Below are 15,284 nucleotides of genomic sequence, written 5' to 3'. Positions count from 1 at the left end.
TTCCGCGTTCTCCGGGGCGCGGGCACGCGAAAAAGGGTGCTGCCCGTCCGACTCCCCAGTCGTACGGGCAGCACCCTTCACCTGCCGTCCGTCGCGCCCCCGTCCCCACGGGGTACGACGGGCCGATGCCCGGCCCGGACCGCTCTTCCGGACCCGGGGCGCCGCTCAGCGCCCCAGCATCACACCCACGGACGACGCCTGCGCCGCCACCTGATCGAATCCTCCGAAGAGGAAGAGCAGGAGGGCGGCCAGGGGGAGCACCATGGCCGCGGCCACCAGCGGGTGGCGCGTACCGGACTCATGGCCGTTGAACGCGAATGCCTTGCGTCCCTGCCGTGCGATGTCCGCCATGGTCCTCTCCCTGTCGTTTGCAGCGGCGGGCTCGTGACCTCGGGGGACGAGTGCGCCGCCCGCCGCTTGTCTTCAACACTAGGCGGGAGCAAGGCCCCTGGCCTCATGCCCTCGTACCCATTGCCTGGCCTCCAGGAGGATGACGAGGCCGGCCCCCGCCTACTCCCCTGGGTGGAGATCCCTCCCCCACGCTGGGGGTCTTCCCGGAGGGGATGACCGGAGGGTAGTGACTTCGCTCACTTCCGTCACTCCCCGCACACACGTGTCTTCGTACGGGGTGTTGACGGCCCCGCCCGCCCGGACGGGCCGATCCGCCGCGGGAAGAGCTCCTCGTGGGAGCGGCGGGGCCGTCAATCCCCTTGACCCGAGGGCGGTTTGGGGCGGGGGGCCGGGGGCGGGCGGGAGAGCGGCGCGGGAGCTGTCACACCCTCAAGTGGCGTGCCCCGCACTGACAATCGAATCCTCCGGTGAGGGCGCGGCCTCTGAGCGCTCGTGCCGGATGGTCCGTAAGCTGTGCCAGATCAGCAGGACGACCGTCAGCGGGGTGGACATGGCGATGATGCGGCTCCGGCGCGAGGACCCGCGTGTCGTCGGCTCGTTCAGACTGCACCGGCGGCTCGGTGCCGGCGGCATGGGCGTGGTCTACCTGGGGTCGGACCGGCGCGGCCAGCGCGTGGCCCTCAAGGTGATCCGGCCGGATCTCGCCGAGGACCAGGAGTTCCGTTCCCGGTTCGCGCGCGAGGTGTCCGCCGCCCGGCGCATCCGCGGCGGCTGCACCGCGCGGCTGGTGGCCGCCGACCTGGAGGCCGAGCGCCCCTGGTTCGCCACCCAGTACGTGCCCGGCCCCTCGCTGCACGACAAGGTCGCCGAGGAAGGGCCCCTGACGGCCGCGCAGATCGCCGCGATCGGCGCCGCGCTCTCCGAGGGCCTGGTCGCCGTGCACGAGGCGGGAGTCGTCCACCGGGACCTGAAGCCCTCGAACATCCTGCTCTCCCCCAAGGGCCCCCGGATCATCGACTTCGGCATCGCCTGGGCCACGGGGGCGAGCACCCTCACCCACGTGGGCACCGCCGTCGGCTCGCCCGGTTTCCTCGCACCGGAGCAGGTGCGCGGCGCCGCCGTCACCCCGGCCACCGACGTGTTCGCGCTCGGTGCCACGCTCGCCTACGCGGCCACCGCCGACTCGCCCTTCGGGCACGGCAGTTCCGAGGTCATGCTGTACCGCGTGGTGCACGAGGAGCCGCATCTGGTCGGGGTCCCGGACGCCCTCGCGCCGCTGGTGCAGGCCTGCCTGGCCAAGGATCCCGAGGAACGGCCGACCACGCTCCAGCTGTCGATGCGGCTGAAGGAGATCGCCGCCCGCGAGGCGCAGGGGCTGGGCGACGGCCGCCCGCCGGCGCAGCGGGCCCGCGTCGAGCGGCCCGTGGCCCGGCCCGCCGAACGCGCCCCGGGCCAGGCGGACCGGAGCACGGAGCGCCGTACGGGAGGCTCCACTCCCGTCGCCAGACCCCAGCGGCCCCAGGGCGGGCCCCGGTCGCGGCCGTCGTCCCCCCGCAACCCGGGGTCCACCGCCGCGCGCACGGGGGGCCGCACGGGGCCGCGTACGACCGGTACGGGACGCCGCCCGTCGCGGCCGGACCCGAAGCTGCTGCGGCAGCGGCTCATCGTGTTCGTCGTGGTGACCCTGATCGTGGCGCTGGGCATCGCCCTCGCGCAGAAGCTCTGAAGGGGTGTCCCGCCTCGTCGGCGGGACACCCCTCCAGGTCAGGGCCGGTGACTACGCGCGGCCGCTGCCTGCGACCGCGTAGAAGGCGACGGCCGCCGCCGCGCCCACGTTCAGCGAGTCCACGCCGTGCGCCATGGGGATGCGTACCCACTCGTCGGCGGCGACCAGCGCCTGCGTGGACAGCCCGTCGCCCTCCGCCCCCAGCATCAGCGCGACCCGCTCCAGGGTCTGCGGGGCGGCCACGTCGATCGGCGAGGCCTTCTCGTGCGGGGTGAGGGCGAGCAGCTTGAAACCCGCCTCCCGCACGGTGTCCAGGCTCTTGGGCCAGGCCTCCAGGCGGGCGTACGGGACGGAGAACACCGCGCCCATCGACACCTTCACCGAGCGCCGGTACAGCGGGTCCGCGCAGTCGGGCGACAGCAGTACCGCGTCCATGCCGAGGGCGGCGGCGCTGCGGAAGATGGCCCCGATGTTGGTGTGGTCGTTGACCGCCTCCATGACGGCCACCCGGCGGGCCGAGGCCAGCAGTTCCTGCGCCGTGGGCAGCGGCTTGCGCTGCATCGAGGCGAGGGCCCCGCGGTGCACGTGGTAGCCGGTGACCCGCTCGGCCAGGTCCGGGCTGACCGCGTAGACCGGGGCGGGCAGCTCGTCGATGACGTCGCGCATGACGTCGACCCACTTGGCCGACAGCAGCATCGAACGCATCTCGTACCCGGCGTCCTTGGCCCGCCGGATGACCTTCTCGCCCTCGGCGATGAACAGGCCCTCGGCGGGCTCGCGGCGGCGCCGCAGCTCGACGTCGGTCAGGCCCGTGTAGTCGCGCAGGCGCGGGTCGTCGGGGTCTTCGATGGTGATGAGATCAGCCACAGGGTGATACTGCCTTGTCCTGGGTGCGGTGCCAACGGCCTGTCAGGCGCCGGCGAGGGGTGCGTTGACGCGGACGACGTCACCGATCACGATGACGGCGGGCGGGCGGACCTCCTGCGCCTTGACGGTCTCGCCGACCGTGGCGAGGGTGGCGTCCACCCGGCGCTGGGTGGCGGTGGTGCCCTCCTGGACGACCGCGACGGGGGTGTCGGCGGAACGGCCGTGGCGGACCAGGGCCTCGGCGATCAGGCCGATCTTGTCGACGCCCATGAGGATGACGATGGTGCCGGTGAGCTTGGCGAGGGCCGCCCAGTCGACGAGGGAACGCGGGTCGTCGGGACCGACGTGACCGCTGACCACCGTGAACTCGTGCGCCACCCCGCGGTGGGTGACGGGGATGCCGGCGGCGCTCGGGACGGAGATGGAGCTGGAGATGCCCGGCACGACGGTGCAGGGGATGCCGTGCTCGGCGAGGGCCTGGAGCTCCTCCATGCCGCGTCCGAAGACGTACGGGTCCCCGCCCTTGAGCCGGACCACGGCCTTGCCGGCCTTGGCGTGCTCGATCAGGGCGTTGTTGATGGCCTCCTGGGCCATGAAACGGCCGTACGGGATCTTCGCGGCGTCGATGACCTCGACGTGCGGCGGCAGCTCGTCGAGCAGGTCGCGGGGGCCGAGCCGGTCGGCGATGACCACGTCCGCCTCGGCGAGCAGGCGGCGGCCGCGCACGGTGATCAGGTCCGGGTCGCCGGGCCCGCCGCCGACGAGGGAGACACCGGGGACGCGGGGGCGGGCGGCGGTGAGGGAGCCGTCGCGCAGCCCCTCGACGACCGCGTCGCGCACGGCGGCGGAGCGGCGGGGGTCGTTGCCGCTGAGCACGGCGACGGTGACGCCCTCCACACGGCCGGTGGCCGGGGTCCAGGCGGTGGCCGCGTCGGCGTCGTCGGCGCGCACGCACCAGACGCGGCGGCTCTCGGCCTCGGCGGAAGCCGCGTCGTTGGCCTCCCGGTCCCGGGTCGCGATGAGCGCGTACCAGGCACCGTCGAGGTCGCCGTCCTGGTAGCGGCGGCGCTCCCAGCGGATCTCGCCGGCCTCCGCCATCGCGTCCACGGAGGGCGTCGCGGAGGGGGACACGAGCAGCACGTCGGCCCCGGCGGCGATGAGCGCGGGCAGTCGGCGCTGGGCGACCTGCCCGCCGCCGATGACGACGACGCGGCGCCCTGCCAGACGGAGTCCTACGGGGTAGGCGGGGTGTGCCGGGTTTGCCATGGCGGTTGCGGCTCCTGATGCGGCGGGGTGGGGTCTGCGGGGCCGCTGCTGCGCTGGAGCGGCTGGGCGGGCACGCGGTGCGGGGCGCCCGTCCGGGACCACGATACGACCCATCGGCGCTGGTGGTACCTGCGGGGGCGAAGTTCGGGCGGCCTCGGGGGCGGTCTCGGGCAGGGGTACGGAGCCGGGGCGATGGGGTCCGGCGGGGCGGGGTCGGGAGGGTGCGGGGGGCTTCCCGTCAGTCCCATCGTCCTTCCGGTTCGTGCCGGCCCGTCAAGGGCGCTCACTTCGTTCGCGTCGCTACGCGATGGCCTTCGGCCACCCTTGACCGACCGACCCGCCCCGGAAAGCCGAAAGACTGCCGGGAACCCCCCGAAGAAACGGTCACCGGGCAGGAAGGGGAGGGGCGGGTCCCTCAGTGACGAGACGAGGGGCCGGGCCACGGCCATGTCCCGCATTCGGGCCCGCCAGACATGGAAATCCGGGCCGGGGCCCACTACCCGCACGACATGCCGACCAGAGCAGCGAGGGAAACTCCCAAGCGCGCCAGATCGCTACGCGCTCCTCCCGGCATGGCGTCCGGCGACCGTCCGAGGCCGATACCCACACGAAATGACGATCAGGACCCCATCCGGGAGCCGTGGGCGCGTCAGATCGCTGCGGGCTTCCGCCCGGGAGGCGTCTGCGGCCCGCGAACTCCGCTACGGGGTCTCTGAGGACAGCTCCTCCCCCGGCGTAGCCATGACCAAGCCGGAGCTCACGGCGTCGGTCCCAATGCGTTGGACAGAGGCCCAGGTATCGAGCAGGTCGCAGGCCCAGGCCGGGTCGTACGCTGCCGTGGGCAGCTGCGGTATGCGCTTACGACCGGTCTCGTCGAGGCGGTAGGGAACGTCGAAAGCCGTCTTCCAGCCTTCCAGGTTCGCGGCAAACCGCTCTTCCGCCTCTGCTGGACTGGTGCCCAGGTAGTGGGCGATCTCTGCCCAGGAACTGCCCCGCTCGCGTTCGTAGATCACGGCAGAGGCCAGGGCGCGCTCGGCGAGTTCGATGAGTTGGAATGCCTGGCTCACCCGGCCTCCGGGACCGGTGTCAGGGTCGTTCTCGGTGGCGACCAGGCCGGCGGCGCCCTCCGCAACGTCCACTGCGTGATCGCACAGAACGAGGCGGGCCAGCGCCTGGCGGGTGAACCGGGCACGGTCGGCGTCATAAGGGGTCGTCTCCGTCACCCCGACAGCCTCCCAGGCCGTATCCGCAGCGAGCACCCGATTTCCGCCGAGGGAACGTCTCAGCCCCAGACGGCCATCAGCCGCCGGTCAATGAGGAGCGCGTAGCGATCTGAGGCGCCCACCAGTCCCGGACGCTGCCCTGTTCGTCATTTGGTGCGGGCATCAGCCCCGGACGGTCGCCGGACGCCATGCCGAGAGGAGCGCGTAGCGATCTGTCGCGCCCATCCGCTTCCCTCGCTGCTCTGGTCGGCATCTGGTGCGGGTAGTGGGCCCCTGGCTCGGGTTTCGATGGCTGGCGGGCCCGAATGCGGGACATGGCCGTGGCCCGGCCCCTCGTCTCGTCACTGAGGGAGCTGCTCCCCTTCTCCTGCCCCGTGACCGTTCTTTTGGGGGCTTCCCGGCAGTCCTTGTCTTTCCGGGGCGGGACGGTCGGTCAAGGGTGGCCGAAGGCCATCGCGAAGCGACGCGAACGAAGTGAGCGCCCTTGACGGGCCGGCACGAACCGGAAGGACGATGGGACTGACGGGAAACCCCCAAACCAGCCCTGAGACGGGCTCGCTGAGCCTCCGCCCCCGCCAACGCCCCGGGGCCGGACACCCCCTGGTGTCCGGCCCCGTTCAGCTGTGGCGCGTGGCGCGGGCGTGCGTGCCTGCGTGCCCGCCGCCGCCCCTACTTCTCCGTCACGCCCGCCGCGTCGAACGTGGCGACCTCGTGCATCGCGCGGGCCGCGCTCTGGACCAGCGGGAGCGCCAGCAGGGCGCCGGTGCCTTCGCCGAGGCGGAGGTCCAGGTCGACCAGGGGGCGCAGGCCGAGCTTGTTGAGGGCGGCCACGTGGCCCGGTTCCGCGCTGCGGTGGCCCGCGATGCAGGCCGACAGGGCTTCGGGGGCGATGGCGCGGGCCACCAGGGCGGCCGCGCCCGCGCTCACGCCGTCCAGGATGACCGGCGTGCGCAGCGAGGCCCCGCCGAGGAGGAGACCGACGATCGCCGCGTGCTCCAGGCCGCCGATGGCCGCCAGGACGCCGATCGGGTCGTTCGGGTCGGGCTGGTGGAGCTCCAGGGCGCGGCGTACGACGTCGACCTTCCGAGCGTGCGTCTCGTCGTTGATGCCCGTGCCCCGGCCGGTGACCTCGGCGGGGTCCACACCCGTGAAGACGGAGATCAGGGCCGCCGAGACCGTCGTGTTGGCAATGCCCATCTCGCCCGTGAGGAGCGCCTTGTTGCCCGCCGCGACCAGGTCCCTGGCCGTCTCGATGCCGACCTCGATGGCCGCGACGGCCTCCTCGCGGCTCATCGCGGGGCCGACGGACAGGTCGGCCGTGCCGGGGCGGACCTTGCGCGGCAGGAGGCCGGGGGTGGCGGGGAGGTCCCCGGCCACGCCGACGTCGATGACGCAGACCTCGGCGCCGACCTGGTTGGCGAAGGCGTTGCAGACGGCCCCGCCGCCCAGGAAGTTGGCCACCATCTGCGTGGTGACCTCCTGGGGCCAGGGAGTCACGCCCTGGGCGTGGACACCGTGGTCACCGGCGAAGATCGCGACGGCGGCCGGCTCCGGGATCGGCGGCGGGCAGACCCGGGAGAGCCCGGACAGCTGCGCGGAGATGATCTCCAGCATGCCCAGGGCCCCGGCGGGCTTGGTCATGCGCTTCTGCCGCTCCCACGCCTCGCCGAGCGCCTTCGCGTCGAGCGGGCGGATGCCGGCGACGGTCTCGGAGAGCAGGTCGTGCGGGGCCTCGCCGGGCAGCGCGCGGCGGCCGTACGTCTCCTCGTGCACGACCCACGCCAGCGGACGGCGCTGGGACCAGCCCGCCTGCATCAGCTCCGGCTCCTCCGGGAACTCGTCCACGTACCCGACGCACAGGTACGCGACGACCTCCAGGTGCTCGGGCAGCCCGAGCGCGCGGACCATCTCGCGCTCGTCGAAGAAGCTGACCCAGCCGACGCCGAGGCCCTCGGCGCGCGCGGCGAGCCAGAGGTTCTCGACCGCGAGGGCGGAGGAGTACGGGGCCATCTGCGGCTGGGTGTGCCGGCCGAGGGTGTGGCGGCCGCCGCGGGTGGGGTCGGCGGTGACGACGATGTTCACCGGGGTGTCGAGGATGGCCTCGATCTTGAGTTCCTTGAACTGCTTGGCCCGGCCCTTGGGGAGCGACTTGGCGTAGGCCTCGCGCTGCGTCTGGGCGAGCTCGTGCATCGTCCGGCGGGTCTCGGCGGAGCGGATGACGACGAAGTCCCACGGCTGCGAGTGGCCGACGCTGGGCGCGGTGTGGGCGGCCTCCAGGACGCGCAGCAGCACCTCGTGCGGGATGGGGTCGGTGCGGAAGCCCTTGCGGATGTCGCGGCGCTCGCGCATCACGCGCAGGACGGCCTCGCGCTCCGCGTCGGCGTACGCGGGGGCCGCTTCGCCGGGTGCCGGCTCCGCGGCGGCCGGCTCGGCGGCTTCCACGGCTTCCACGGCTTCGGCGGGCTCGGCGGGCGGCACGGCGGCCTCCACCGGCTCGGGCTGCGCCTCGACCGGCTCGGCGGTCTCGGCGGCGGGCTCCTGCGCGGCGGGGACAGGGGTCTCGGCGGGGGCTTCGGCCTGGACCGGCGCTTCCGCGGGGGCCGGCTCGACGGCCTCGGCCGGGCCCTGCGGCTCGGCGGCGACGGCGGCGGGTACTTCGGCGGGCGCGGCTGCCTGCGCCGCCGCGGCGGGCTCCGGTGCCGCGGGTGCGGCTTCGGCGGCGGCCGGGACGGCCTCGGGCGCCGCGGGCACGGCCTCGGCGGGAGTCCCGGGCGCGGGAACGACCGCCTCGACGGCCTCGGCGGCTGCGGAAACCTCGACGGCCGCCTCGGGGGCGGTCCCGGGGGCCGCCTCGGCGACCGGAGCGGCCTCGGGCGTCGGCTCGGCGACGGCGGCCGGGGCCACGGCGGGCTCGGCGACGGCGGCCGACTCGGCTACGACGGCCGGCTCCGCTACAACGGCCTCCACAGCGGCGGGCTCCGCAACAACTGGCTCGGCGACGACCGGCTCCGCCACGACGGGTTCGGCGGCGGCCGGCTCGGCAACGACGGGCTCGGCGGCGGCCGGCTCGGCGGCGGCAACCGGCTCGGCCGTCCACGGGGTCCCCGCCTGCGGCGGGACGTCCCCGGGCTGCGGGGCGGCGCCCGGCAGGTCCTGGTGCTCGGGCCCGGGGGCGGCGGGCACGGCGGCGGCCGGGTCGCCCTGGACGGCCTCGGCGCCCGCAGCAGCGGCCTCGGCCTCGACGGCCTGCGCGGCGGCGGCCTCCGCGGCGGCGGTCTCCGCGGCCTGCGCGGCGGCAGCGGCTGCGGCGGCGGCCACCTCGGGGGCCAGCACCACGACCGGCTCCGGCGCGACGGCCGGGGCCTCCACCGCCTCCGCCGCGGCCGGTTCCGCCTCGGCCGGCTGCGCCGGCACGGCGGGGGCCGCCTGCGGCTGCTGCGCCTGGGGCGCGGCCTGCGCCACGGGAGCGGCGGGCGGTACCGGTGCGGCGGCCGGGCCCCGGTCCGCGAGGGAGCGTACGACTCCGCCGGTGGCGTCGGGCATGGGCGGGCCCATGTGCAGCGGGCGGCGCGGCGGCATCACGGGAGCGGCGGGCGGCGCCTGTGCGGCCGGTCCGGCCTGCGGGACCAGGCCGCCGAGGTCGAGGGAGCCGGAGTCGCGGCCACCGGTCTCGTGCGCGCCCGCGCTGTAGGCGGCGGGGTCGGCGAAGGGGGTGGGGTAGCCGGCCTCGGGGAAGCCGGGCGCGTGCTGTGCGGCGGCGGGGAAGGCCTCGGGGTAACCCTGTTCGGGGAAGCCAAGGTGGCCGGGCTCGGGGTAGCCGGCGGCGGGGGCCTGGGGGTACTCCGTGTAGACGGGCTCCTGGTAGTCGCCGGGGAAGGCCGGCACCGGCGGGACCACCTGGGGGTCGCTCCAGGCGCCCTGCCCGTGACCGCTCGGCATCAGGAGCAGTTCCTCGTCCTCGGCCTCGGCCGGGTCGTCCACGAGGTCCTGGAAGGCGTACCCGGCGGGGGCCTGGGGCGGCATCGGGGGCAGGGGCGGGACCGGTGCGGGCATGCCCTGCTGATCCACCATGCCCGTGTTGTCCGGGTGACCCTCGCCCGGAACCTGGCCGGTGTCAGTCATGCGTACCCCTCGCCCATCGGTGTTGCCTCTTCGATCGCCCGGTCGCCCACAGGGCCCGCCGTGCGGACTTTGCCGTGCGGGTCGTCGCGCGGTGCGGCGCCTGGCGTGCGCACCCACAACAACTCCTGAGCATTGTCGCGCTCGTCGGCCGCCGTGTCGGCCAGAAACCGCCACGGTCCGCTGTGGACTGCGCCACGTCGCGCGTCCACCTGGCGGTACGACGATCGGCCAGCCTACCCCGGGCTCCGCGTCAGCGGTTCACGGGGCGTTCGGCTGCCAGCAGGAACACCACGGAACGCTCCTGTTCCGCCCAGGTCCGGGGGTCGAGGGCAACGGACTGGAGCAGCGCGCACTCGACGGCGTACCCGTGTTCGGTGAGGGTGCGTCCGATGGCCTCGGCCTCGTCGCGCGTGGAGGCGTGGCTGACGATCCGTTCGGGACGCCGTTCGGCGACGGCGGCGACGACCGCGGGTCCTCCGCCGCCGACGCGGACCACGTCGGGTTCGGGCAGGCTCTCCAGTACGTGCGGGGCGCGGCCCGGGACGACCTGGATCTGGACACCGCGCGTGCGGGCGGCGGCGGTTACGCGTTCGCAGGCGCGTGGGTCGGCGTCGACGGCGATGACGGCGGCGCCGTGGGCCGCGGCGTCCACGGCGAGGGCTCCGGAGCCGGCTCCGATGTCCCAGACGAGGTCCCCGGTGCGGGGGCCGAGCCGGGCGAGCTGGGCGGCGCGCAGTTGGGCGGACTCCCCCTCCCCCGGCCGGTGTCCGTCGGCGGCGGGCTGCGGGCGGGCCCAGCCGCGTACGGGGGCCGGGCCGGGGCTCTGGCCGAGCAGCCAGCCGGGGTCGGCGGCGGGGGCGGGCCCGGCGCCGCCGATGACGATGACGACGTTGGGGTCGCGCCAGCTGTGGTCGGCGGCGGCGTCGGAGGTGAGGACGGTGACGCGTTCGCGCTCGGTGCCCAGTTCCTCGCAGATGACGAAGGTGCGGTGGACGCCTTCGAGCAGCAGGGCGAGTTCGGCGGGGCCGGCGCCGGGCGAGGTGAGCACGGCGACCTTGGTGTGGGCGCGGCAGACGTTGACGGCGCGGCGCAGGGTGCGGGGGTGGGCGACGACGACTTGGGCGTCGTCCCAGGGCATCCCGGCGCGGGCGAAGGCGGCGGCGACGGCGGAGACGGCGGGGACCACCTCGACCTCGAGGCCGTGTTCCGGGGCGCGCAGGGTGCGTACGACGCCGAAGAAACCGGGGTCGCCGTCGGCGAGGACGACGGCGGTGCCGCGGTGGCCGGCGATGCGGCGGGCGGCGAGGCCGAGGCTGCCGAGGCGGATGCGTTCCGCGCCCGGCGGGATTTCGGGGAGCGCGAGGTGGTGGGCGGCTCCGGCCACGAGGGTGGCGGCGGAGAGCGCGGAGCGGGCGGCCGCGGTCAGGGGGGAGCCGTCCCAGCCGATCACCGTGACCCGGTCGGCCATCGTCGTCGGTCTCCTGGGGTGGGGGTGGGGGACGCCTTTCGGCGTTCTCGTCGGCGTCTTCGGTGTTCTCGCCGGCGTCGTCGGCGTCTCCGGCGTCGTCGGCGTCTTCGCGTTCTCGTCGGCGTCGTCGCCCCGTCAGGGGGTCACGGTGAGACTACCTGGTCATCGGGTCAGCGCCGGTCGGCGCCGACGGCGTAGCCGTGTGCGTCGGCACGCCGGCGCAGGGGGTATCCGTCGTCGTGGCCGGGGCGTCCGGCGGGGCCGGGGCGGGCGTGGCGGCTCTCGTACACGTCGTACTCGTCGGTGTCGTCGAGGTCTTCGGGGACCAGGCTCCAGACGATGAGGTCGGTGCGGGTTCCGGTCCAGCTGCCGTCGGCCGCCTGGGTCCGCACTATCCATGCGTTGCGCAGGACGCCTTCGCTGATGCAACCGATCTTCTGGGCGACCTGCTGGGAGGCGGTGTTGTCGGCGGCGGTGCGCAGTTCGAGTCTCTCGAAGCGCTGGTCGCGCAGGAGCCACTGGGCGACTGCGAGCACGGACTCGCTGGCGTAGCCCTCGCCGCGGGCCCAGGGGGCGGTGACGTAGCCCACCTCGGTGGTGCGGGTGCGCCAGTCGGTGTTCCGGAGGTGGACGATGCCCACGAGGCGCTGGGTGAGGAACTCGGTGACGGCGAAGACGATGCCGCGGCCCTCGGTGCGCTCGGCGTGGGAGAGCACGGTGGCCCAGGCGTGGGCGTCGGCGTGGGTGTAGGGGTGTGGGACCGAGGTCCAGGCGGTGATCTGCTCGTCGTTCATCATCTCGGCGAGCGCGGTGACGTCCTCCTCCTCGAAGGGGCGCAGCACCAGCCGGTCCGTGCTGATGGTGACGTCCGGGAAGGTGGTAGTCATGCGCAGCTCCATGCCTGGGACCGTGGGGCGGGACCGTTCGTACGGGACCGTTTGTGCGGGTCGTAGGCCACAGCATGCAGCATCGGCCCGGGGATGTGCAGGGCCGGGCCGCCCGGAGGCGGGCATCCTCCGGGCGGCCCGGGCAGCCCGCGGCCCCGCGCGCCCGAGGGGGTGCGCGGGGCCGGGAATCCGGCGTCCGCCAGGGGGACTTGGGCCGGACGGTCCCGGGTCGGACGGTCCGGCGTCAGGCGGCCGGGGAGCCGAAGGCCGGGGTGACCGAGCCCTGGTACTTCTCCTCGATGAACTTCTTGACCTCGTCGGAGTTCAGGAGCTTGGCGAGCTTCTGGATGCGCGGGTCGTTCTGGTTGCCTTCCTTGACCGCCAGGAAGTTGGCGTACGGGTTGCCGTCGGCCTTCTCGAGGACCAGGGCGTCCTTGGCGGGCGCGAGCTTGGCCTCGAGGGCGTAGTTGCCGTTGATGACGGCGGCGTCGACGTCGTTCAGGGCGCGGGGGACCGTGGCGGCCTCCAGCTCCTTGAACTCCAGGCCCTTCTTGTCGGTGATGTCGGACAGCTTGGCGCTGGTGCCGACCCCGTCCTTGAGGGTGATCAGCTTGTTCGCGGCGAGCAGCTGGAGGGCGCGGCCCTCGTTGGTGGTGTCGTTGGGGACGGCGATGGTCTGGCCGGGCTTGATGTCCGAGAGGGCCTTGACCTTCTTGGAGTAGAGGCCGAGGGGTTCCAGGTGCACGTTCACGACGGGCACGATGTGCGTGCCGTTCTTCTTGTTGAAGTCGTCGAGGTACGGCTTGTGCTGGAAGTAGTTGCCGTCGACCTGGCCCTGCTCGGTGGCGGTGTTGGGCAGGACGTAGTCCGTGAACTCCTTCACCTCCAGCTTGAGGCCGTCCTTGGCCGCGAGCTTGTCCTTGACGAAGTTCAGGATGTCGGCGTGCGGGCTCGGGGAGGCCGCGATGACCAGCGGCTTGCTCTCGTCGACCTTGCCGCCGTCGGTCTTGGCGGCGGTGGACGGGTCCGAGGAGCTGCCGCAGGCGGTGAGGCCCAGGGCGAGCGCGGCGGAGGCGGCGGCGATGGCGGTGAGCTTGGTGTTCTTACGCACGAAGAGTGCCTTTCTTACTTTTCGCGGGTGTTCGCGGGGTGATGGCCCAAGCACGACAAGTGCGGGCTCTGCGGTGGGGGGTTCTTGTGGGGGCTTCAGGCTGTCCGGCCGCGGCGCGCGAGGACGCGTACCACGCCGTCGCCGATCAGCTGGATCACCGTGACGAGGGCGATCAGTACGGCCACGGTGGCGAACATGAAGCCGGTCTCGAAGCGCTGGAAGCCGTAGGTGATGGCCTTGGAGCCGAGTCCTTCGCCGCCGACGGCGCCGGCCATGGCGGAGTAGCCGACGAGGGTGATCACGGTGGTGGTGACGCCGGCGACCAGGGAGGGCAGGGCCTGCGGGAGCAGGACCTTGCCGACGAGGGTCGGGATGCCGCCGCCCATGGACTCGACGGCCTCGATCAGGCCGTGGTCCACCTCGCGGACGGCCGTCTCGACGAGCCGGGCGAAGAAGGGGACGGCGCCGATGGCCAGCGGGACGATCATGGCGGTGGGGCCGATGAAGGTGCCGACGACGGCGGTGGTGACCGGGATCAGGAAGATCAGCAGGATGATGAACGGCAGCGAGCGGCCTATGTTCACGATCACGCCGAGGACCTTGTTGAGCGGCCGGTTCTGCAGGAGGCCGCCCTTGTCGGTGAGGACGAGGAGGATGCCGATGGGCAGTCCGCCGAGGACGGTCACCAGGGTGGACCACAGCACCATGTAGAGGGTGTCGTAGGTGCCCTGGGTGAGCAGGGGCTGCATCTCGGACCAGGTCACTTGGCACCATCCTTGACCAGTGCGGCGATCTCGGAGTCGAGGTCGGAGTCGTCGTCGACGAGGTCGACCTGGAGGCCCTGCTCGCGCAGGAAGCCGACGGGCACGACGTTGTCCTCGTAGCGGCCGGGCAGTTCGATGCGCATGCGGCCGATCTGGCGGCCGGCGACGGTGTCCATGGCGGCGCCGAGGATCGAGATGTCGATGTTGTACGTGCGGGAGAGCTGGGAGATGACCGGCTGGGTGGCCGCCTCGCCGTGGAAGGTGACGTCGACGACGGTGCGGTCGGGGCCGGTGGCGGTTCCGCTGACCGGGAAGAGTTCGCCGGCGAGCTCCGAGCCGGGGGTGGCGAGCAGTTCGGCGACGGTGCCGGACTCGATGATCCGGCCCCGCTTCATGAGCGCGGCGGAGTCGCAGACGGCCTTGACCACGTCCATCTCGTGGGTGATGAGCAGGACGGTCAGGCCGAGCTGGCGGTTGAGGTCGCGCAGCAGCTGGAGGATGGAGCGGGTGGTCTCGGGGTCGAGGGCGCTGGTGGCCTCGTCGGAGAGGAGCACCTTGGGATCGCCGGCCAGGGCGCGGGCGATGCCGACGCGCTGCTTCTGGCCGCCGGAGAGCTGGCTGGGGTAGGCCTTGGCCTTGTCGGCGAGGCCGACGAGGTCGAGGAGTTCCAGGGCCTTGCGGGAGCGTTCGCGGCCGGAGACGCCGAGGATCTCCAGGGGCAGCTCGATGTTGGCCTGGACGGTGCGCGAGGACAGCAGGTTGAAGTGCTGGAAGACCATGCCGATGCGGCTGCGGGCCTCGCGGAGCTCCTTGCCGGCGCGGCGGCCGCGGCCGGCGAGGGCGGTGAGCTCGACGCCGTCCACGGTCACGGTGCCGCTGGTGGGGCGCTCCAGGAGGTTCACGCAGCGGATGAGGGAGGACTTGCCGGCGCCGCTCTGGCCGATGACTCCGTAGACCTCGCCCTCGCGGACGTGCAGGTCGACGCCGTCCAGGGCGGTGACCTCGCGGCCACGGGACTGGTAGACCTTCGTGAGGCCCGATGTGGTGATCACAGGATTTCCGTCGCTGTCGAGTGCACGGGGTGCGGGTGCCGTGCACGGGGCAAACATCTGGGGACGCGATACGGGTCTAACCGTCACAAAACGATGGTGTCGACGCGTGCGCGGGGCAGGAGCGGTCCGTACCGGAGGTCAGTCGGAGGTGTCGTCCGACCGGGGTGGCGGAGTTGCTCGGCCGGTCTCGCTTCGGGGCGCGAGACTGCGTGAAGGGGCCCTCAGAAGGCGCACATTCGACACATACAACGAGCACCGGGCGTCATCGTCGCCTCGGTCGCAAGGGTGCGGCTGCTCGTCGTGGTCATGCGCCCCAGTAAAGCAGACACGTCGACTCACCGATCAACGCTGTCCGAATAGCGGACGGAATCGGGCCGCATCCCGGACGCGGCGGGACTCCTCCACCCCTGCGTCCAGAGCCCGGCACCTGGCCCGCCCGCCCAGTGC

Annotated in this window: 11 protein-coding genes; 1 reads left to right on the top strand and 10 read right to left on the bottom strand. The window is 73.5% G+C overall.

Going from position 1 to position 15,284, the window contains the following annotated elements:
- Positions 1-165 precede the first annotated feature (165 nt).
- A complete protein-coding gene (locus tag ACZ51S_RS24045; protein ID WP_037797219.1) occupies positions 166-351 on the bottom strand; it encodes a hypothetical protein in 186 nt (61 codons plus the stop codon).
- A gap of 550 nt (positions 352-901) precedes the next feature.
- Between ACZ51S_RS24045 and ACZ51S_RS24040 the strand changes: the two genes are divergently transcribed.
- Entirely contained in the window at positions 902-2,077 is a 1,176-nt protein-coding gene (locus ACZ51S_RS24040) for a serine/threonine-protein kinase (protein ID WP_468961974.1), read from the top strand.
- A 51-nt stretch (positions 2,078-2,128) separates the two neighbouring features.
- Here ACZ51S_RS24040 and ACZ51S_RS24035 read toward each other — a convergent pair whose 3' ends face one another.
- The 9 genes from ACZ51S_RS24035 to ACZ51S_RS23995 form a co-directional block, all read right to left on the bottom strand.
- Entirely contained in the window at positions 2,129-2,944 is an 816-nt protein-coding gene (locus tag ACZ51S_RS24035) for a TrmH family RNA methyltransferase (protein ID WP_388944930.1), read from the bottom strand.
- Between the two features lie 42 nt (positions 2,945-2,986).
- A complete protein-coding gene (cobA, locus tag ACZ51S_RS24030; RefSeq protein WP_468886644.1) occupies positions 2,987-4,210 on the bottom strand; it encodes a uroporphyrinogen-III C-methyltransferase in 1,224 nt (407 codons plus the stop codon).
- Positions 4,211-4,911: 701 nt separating this feature from the next.
- On the bottom strand, positions 4,912-5,433 hold the full coding sequence (locus ACZ51S_RS24025) for a hypothetical protein (protein WP_468803348.1): 522 nt from the start codon (positions 5,431-5,433) through the stop codon (positions 4,912-4,914).
- 669 nt (positions 5,434-6,102) lie between these two features.
- Positions 6,103-9,555: a nicotinate-nucleotide--dimethylbenzimidazole phosphoribosyltransferase gene (gene cobT, locus ACZ51S_RS24020; protein ID WP_468803347.1), complete on the bottom strand. Its 3,453-nt coding sequence runs from the start codon at positions 9,553-9,555 to the stop codon at positions 6,103-6,105.
- Positions 9,556-9,805: 250 nt separating this feature from the next.
- On the bottom strand, positions 9,806-11,023 hold the full coding sequence (cbiE, locus tag ACZ51S_RS24015; protein WP_468476368.1) for a precorrin-6y C5,15-methyltransferase (decarboxylating) subunit CbiE: 1,218 nt from the start codon (positions 11,021-11,023) through the stop codon (positions 9,806-9,808).
- A gap of 170 nt (positions 11,024-11,193) precedes the next feature.
- Positions 11,194-11,910 (bottom strand): GNAT family N-acetyltransferase, encoded by a 717-nt coding sequence (locus ACZ51S_RS24010; RefSeq protein ID WP_468803346.1) that lies wholly within the window; start codon positions 11,908-11,910, stop codon positions 11,194-11,196.
- A gap of 244 nt (positions 11,911-12,154) precedes the next feature.
- A complete protein-coding gene (locus ACZ51S_RS24005) occupies positions 12,155-13,021 on the bottom strand; it encodes a MetQ/NlpA family ABC transporter substrate-binding protein (protein ID WP_467891669.1) in 867 nt (288 codons plus the stop codon).
- 95 nt (positions 13,022-13,116) lie between these two features.
- A complete protein-coding gene (locus ACZ51S_RS24000; RefSeq protein ID WP_388944947.1) occupies positions 13,117-13,785 on the bottom strand; it encodes a methionine ABC transporter permease in 669 nt (222 codons plus the stop codon).
- On the bottom strand, positions 13,782-14,837 hold the full coding sequence (locus ACZ51S_RS23995; protein ID WP_388944951.1) for a methionine ABC transporter ATP-binding protein: 1,056 nt from the start codon (positions 14,835-14,837) through the stop codon (positions 13,782-13,784). The genes ACZ51S_RS24000 and ACZ51S_RS23995 overlap by 4 nt, the downstream gene beginning before the upstream one ends.
- Between the last annotated feature and the right edge of the window lie 447 nt (positions 14,838-15,284).

The sequence above is a fragment of the Streptomyces sp. NPDC034043 genome (assembly GCF_055575675.1).
This window is presented reverse-complemented; position numbering and strand designations above follow the sequence as displayed.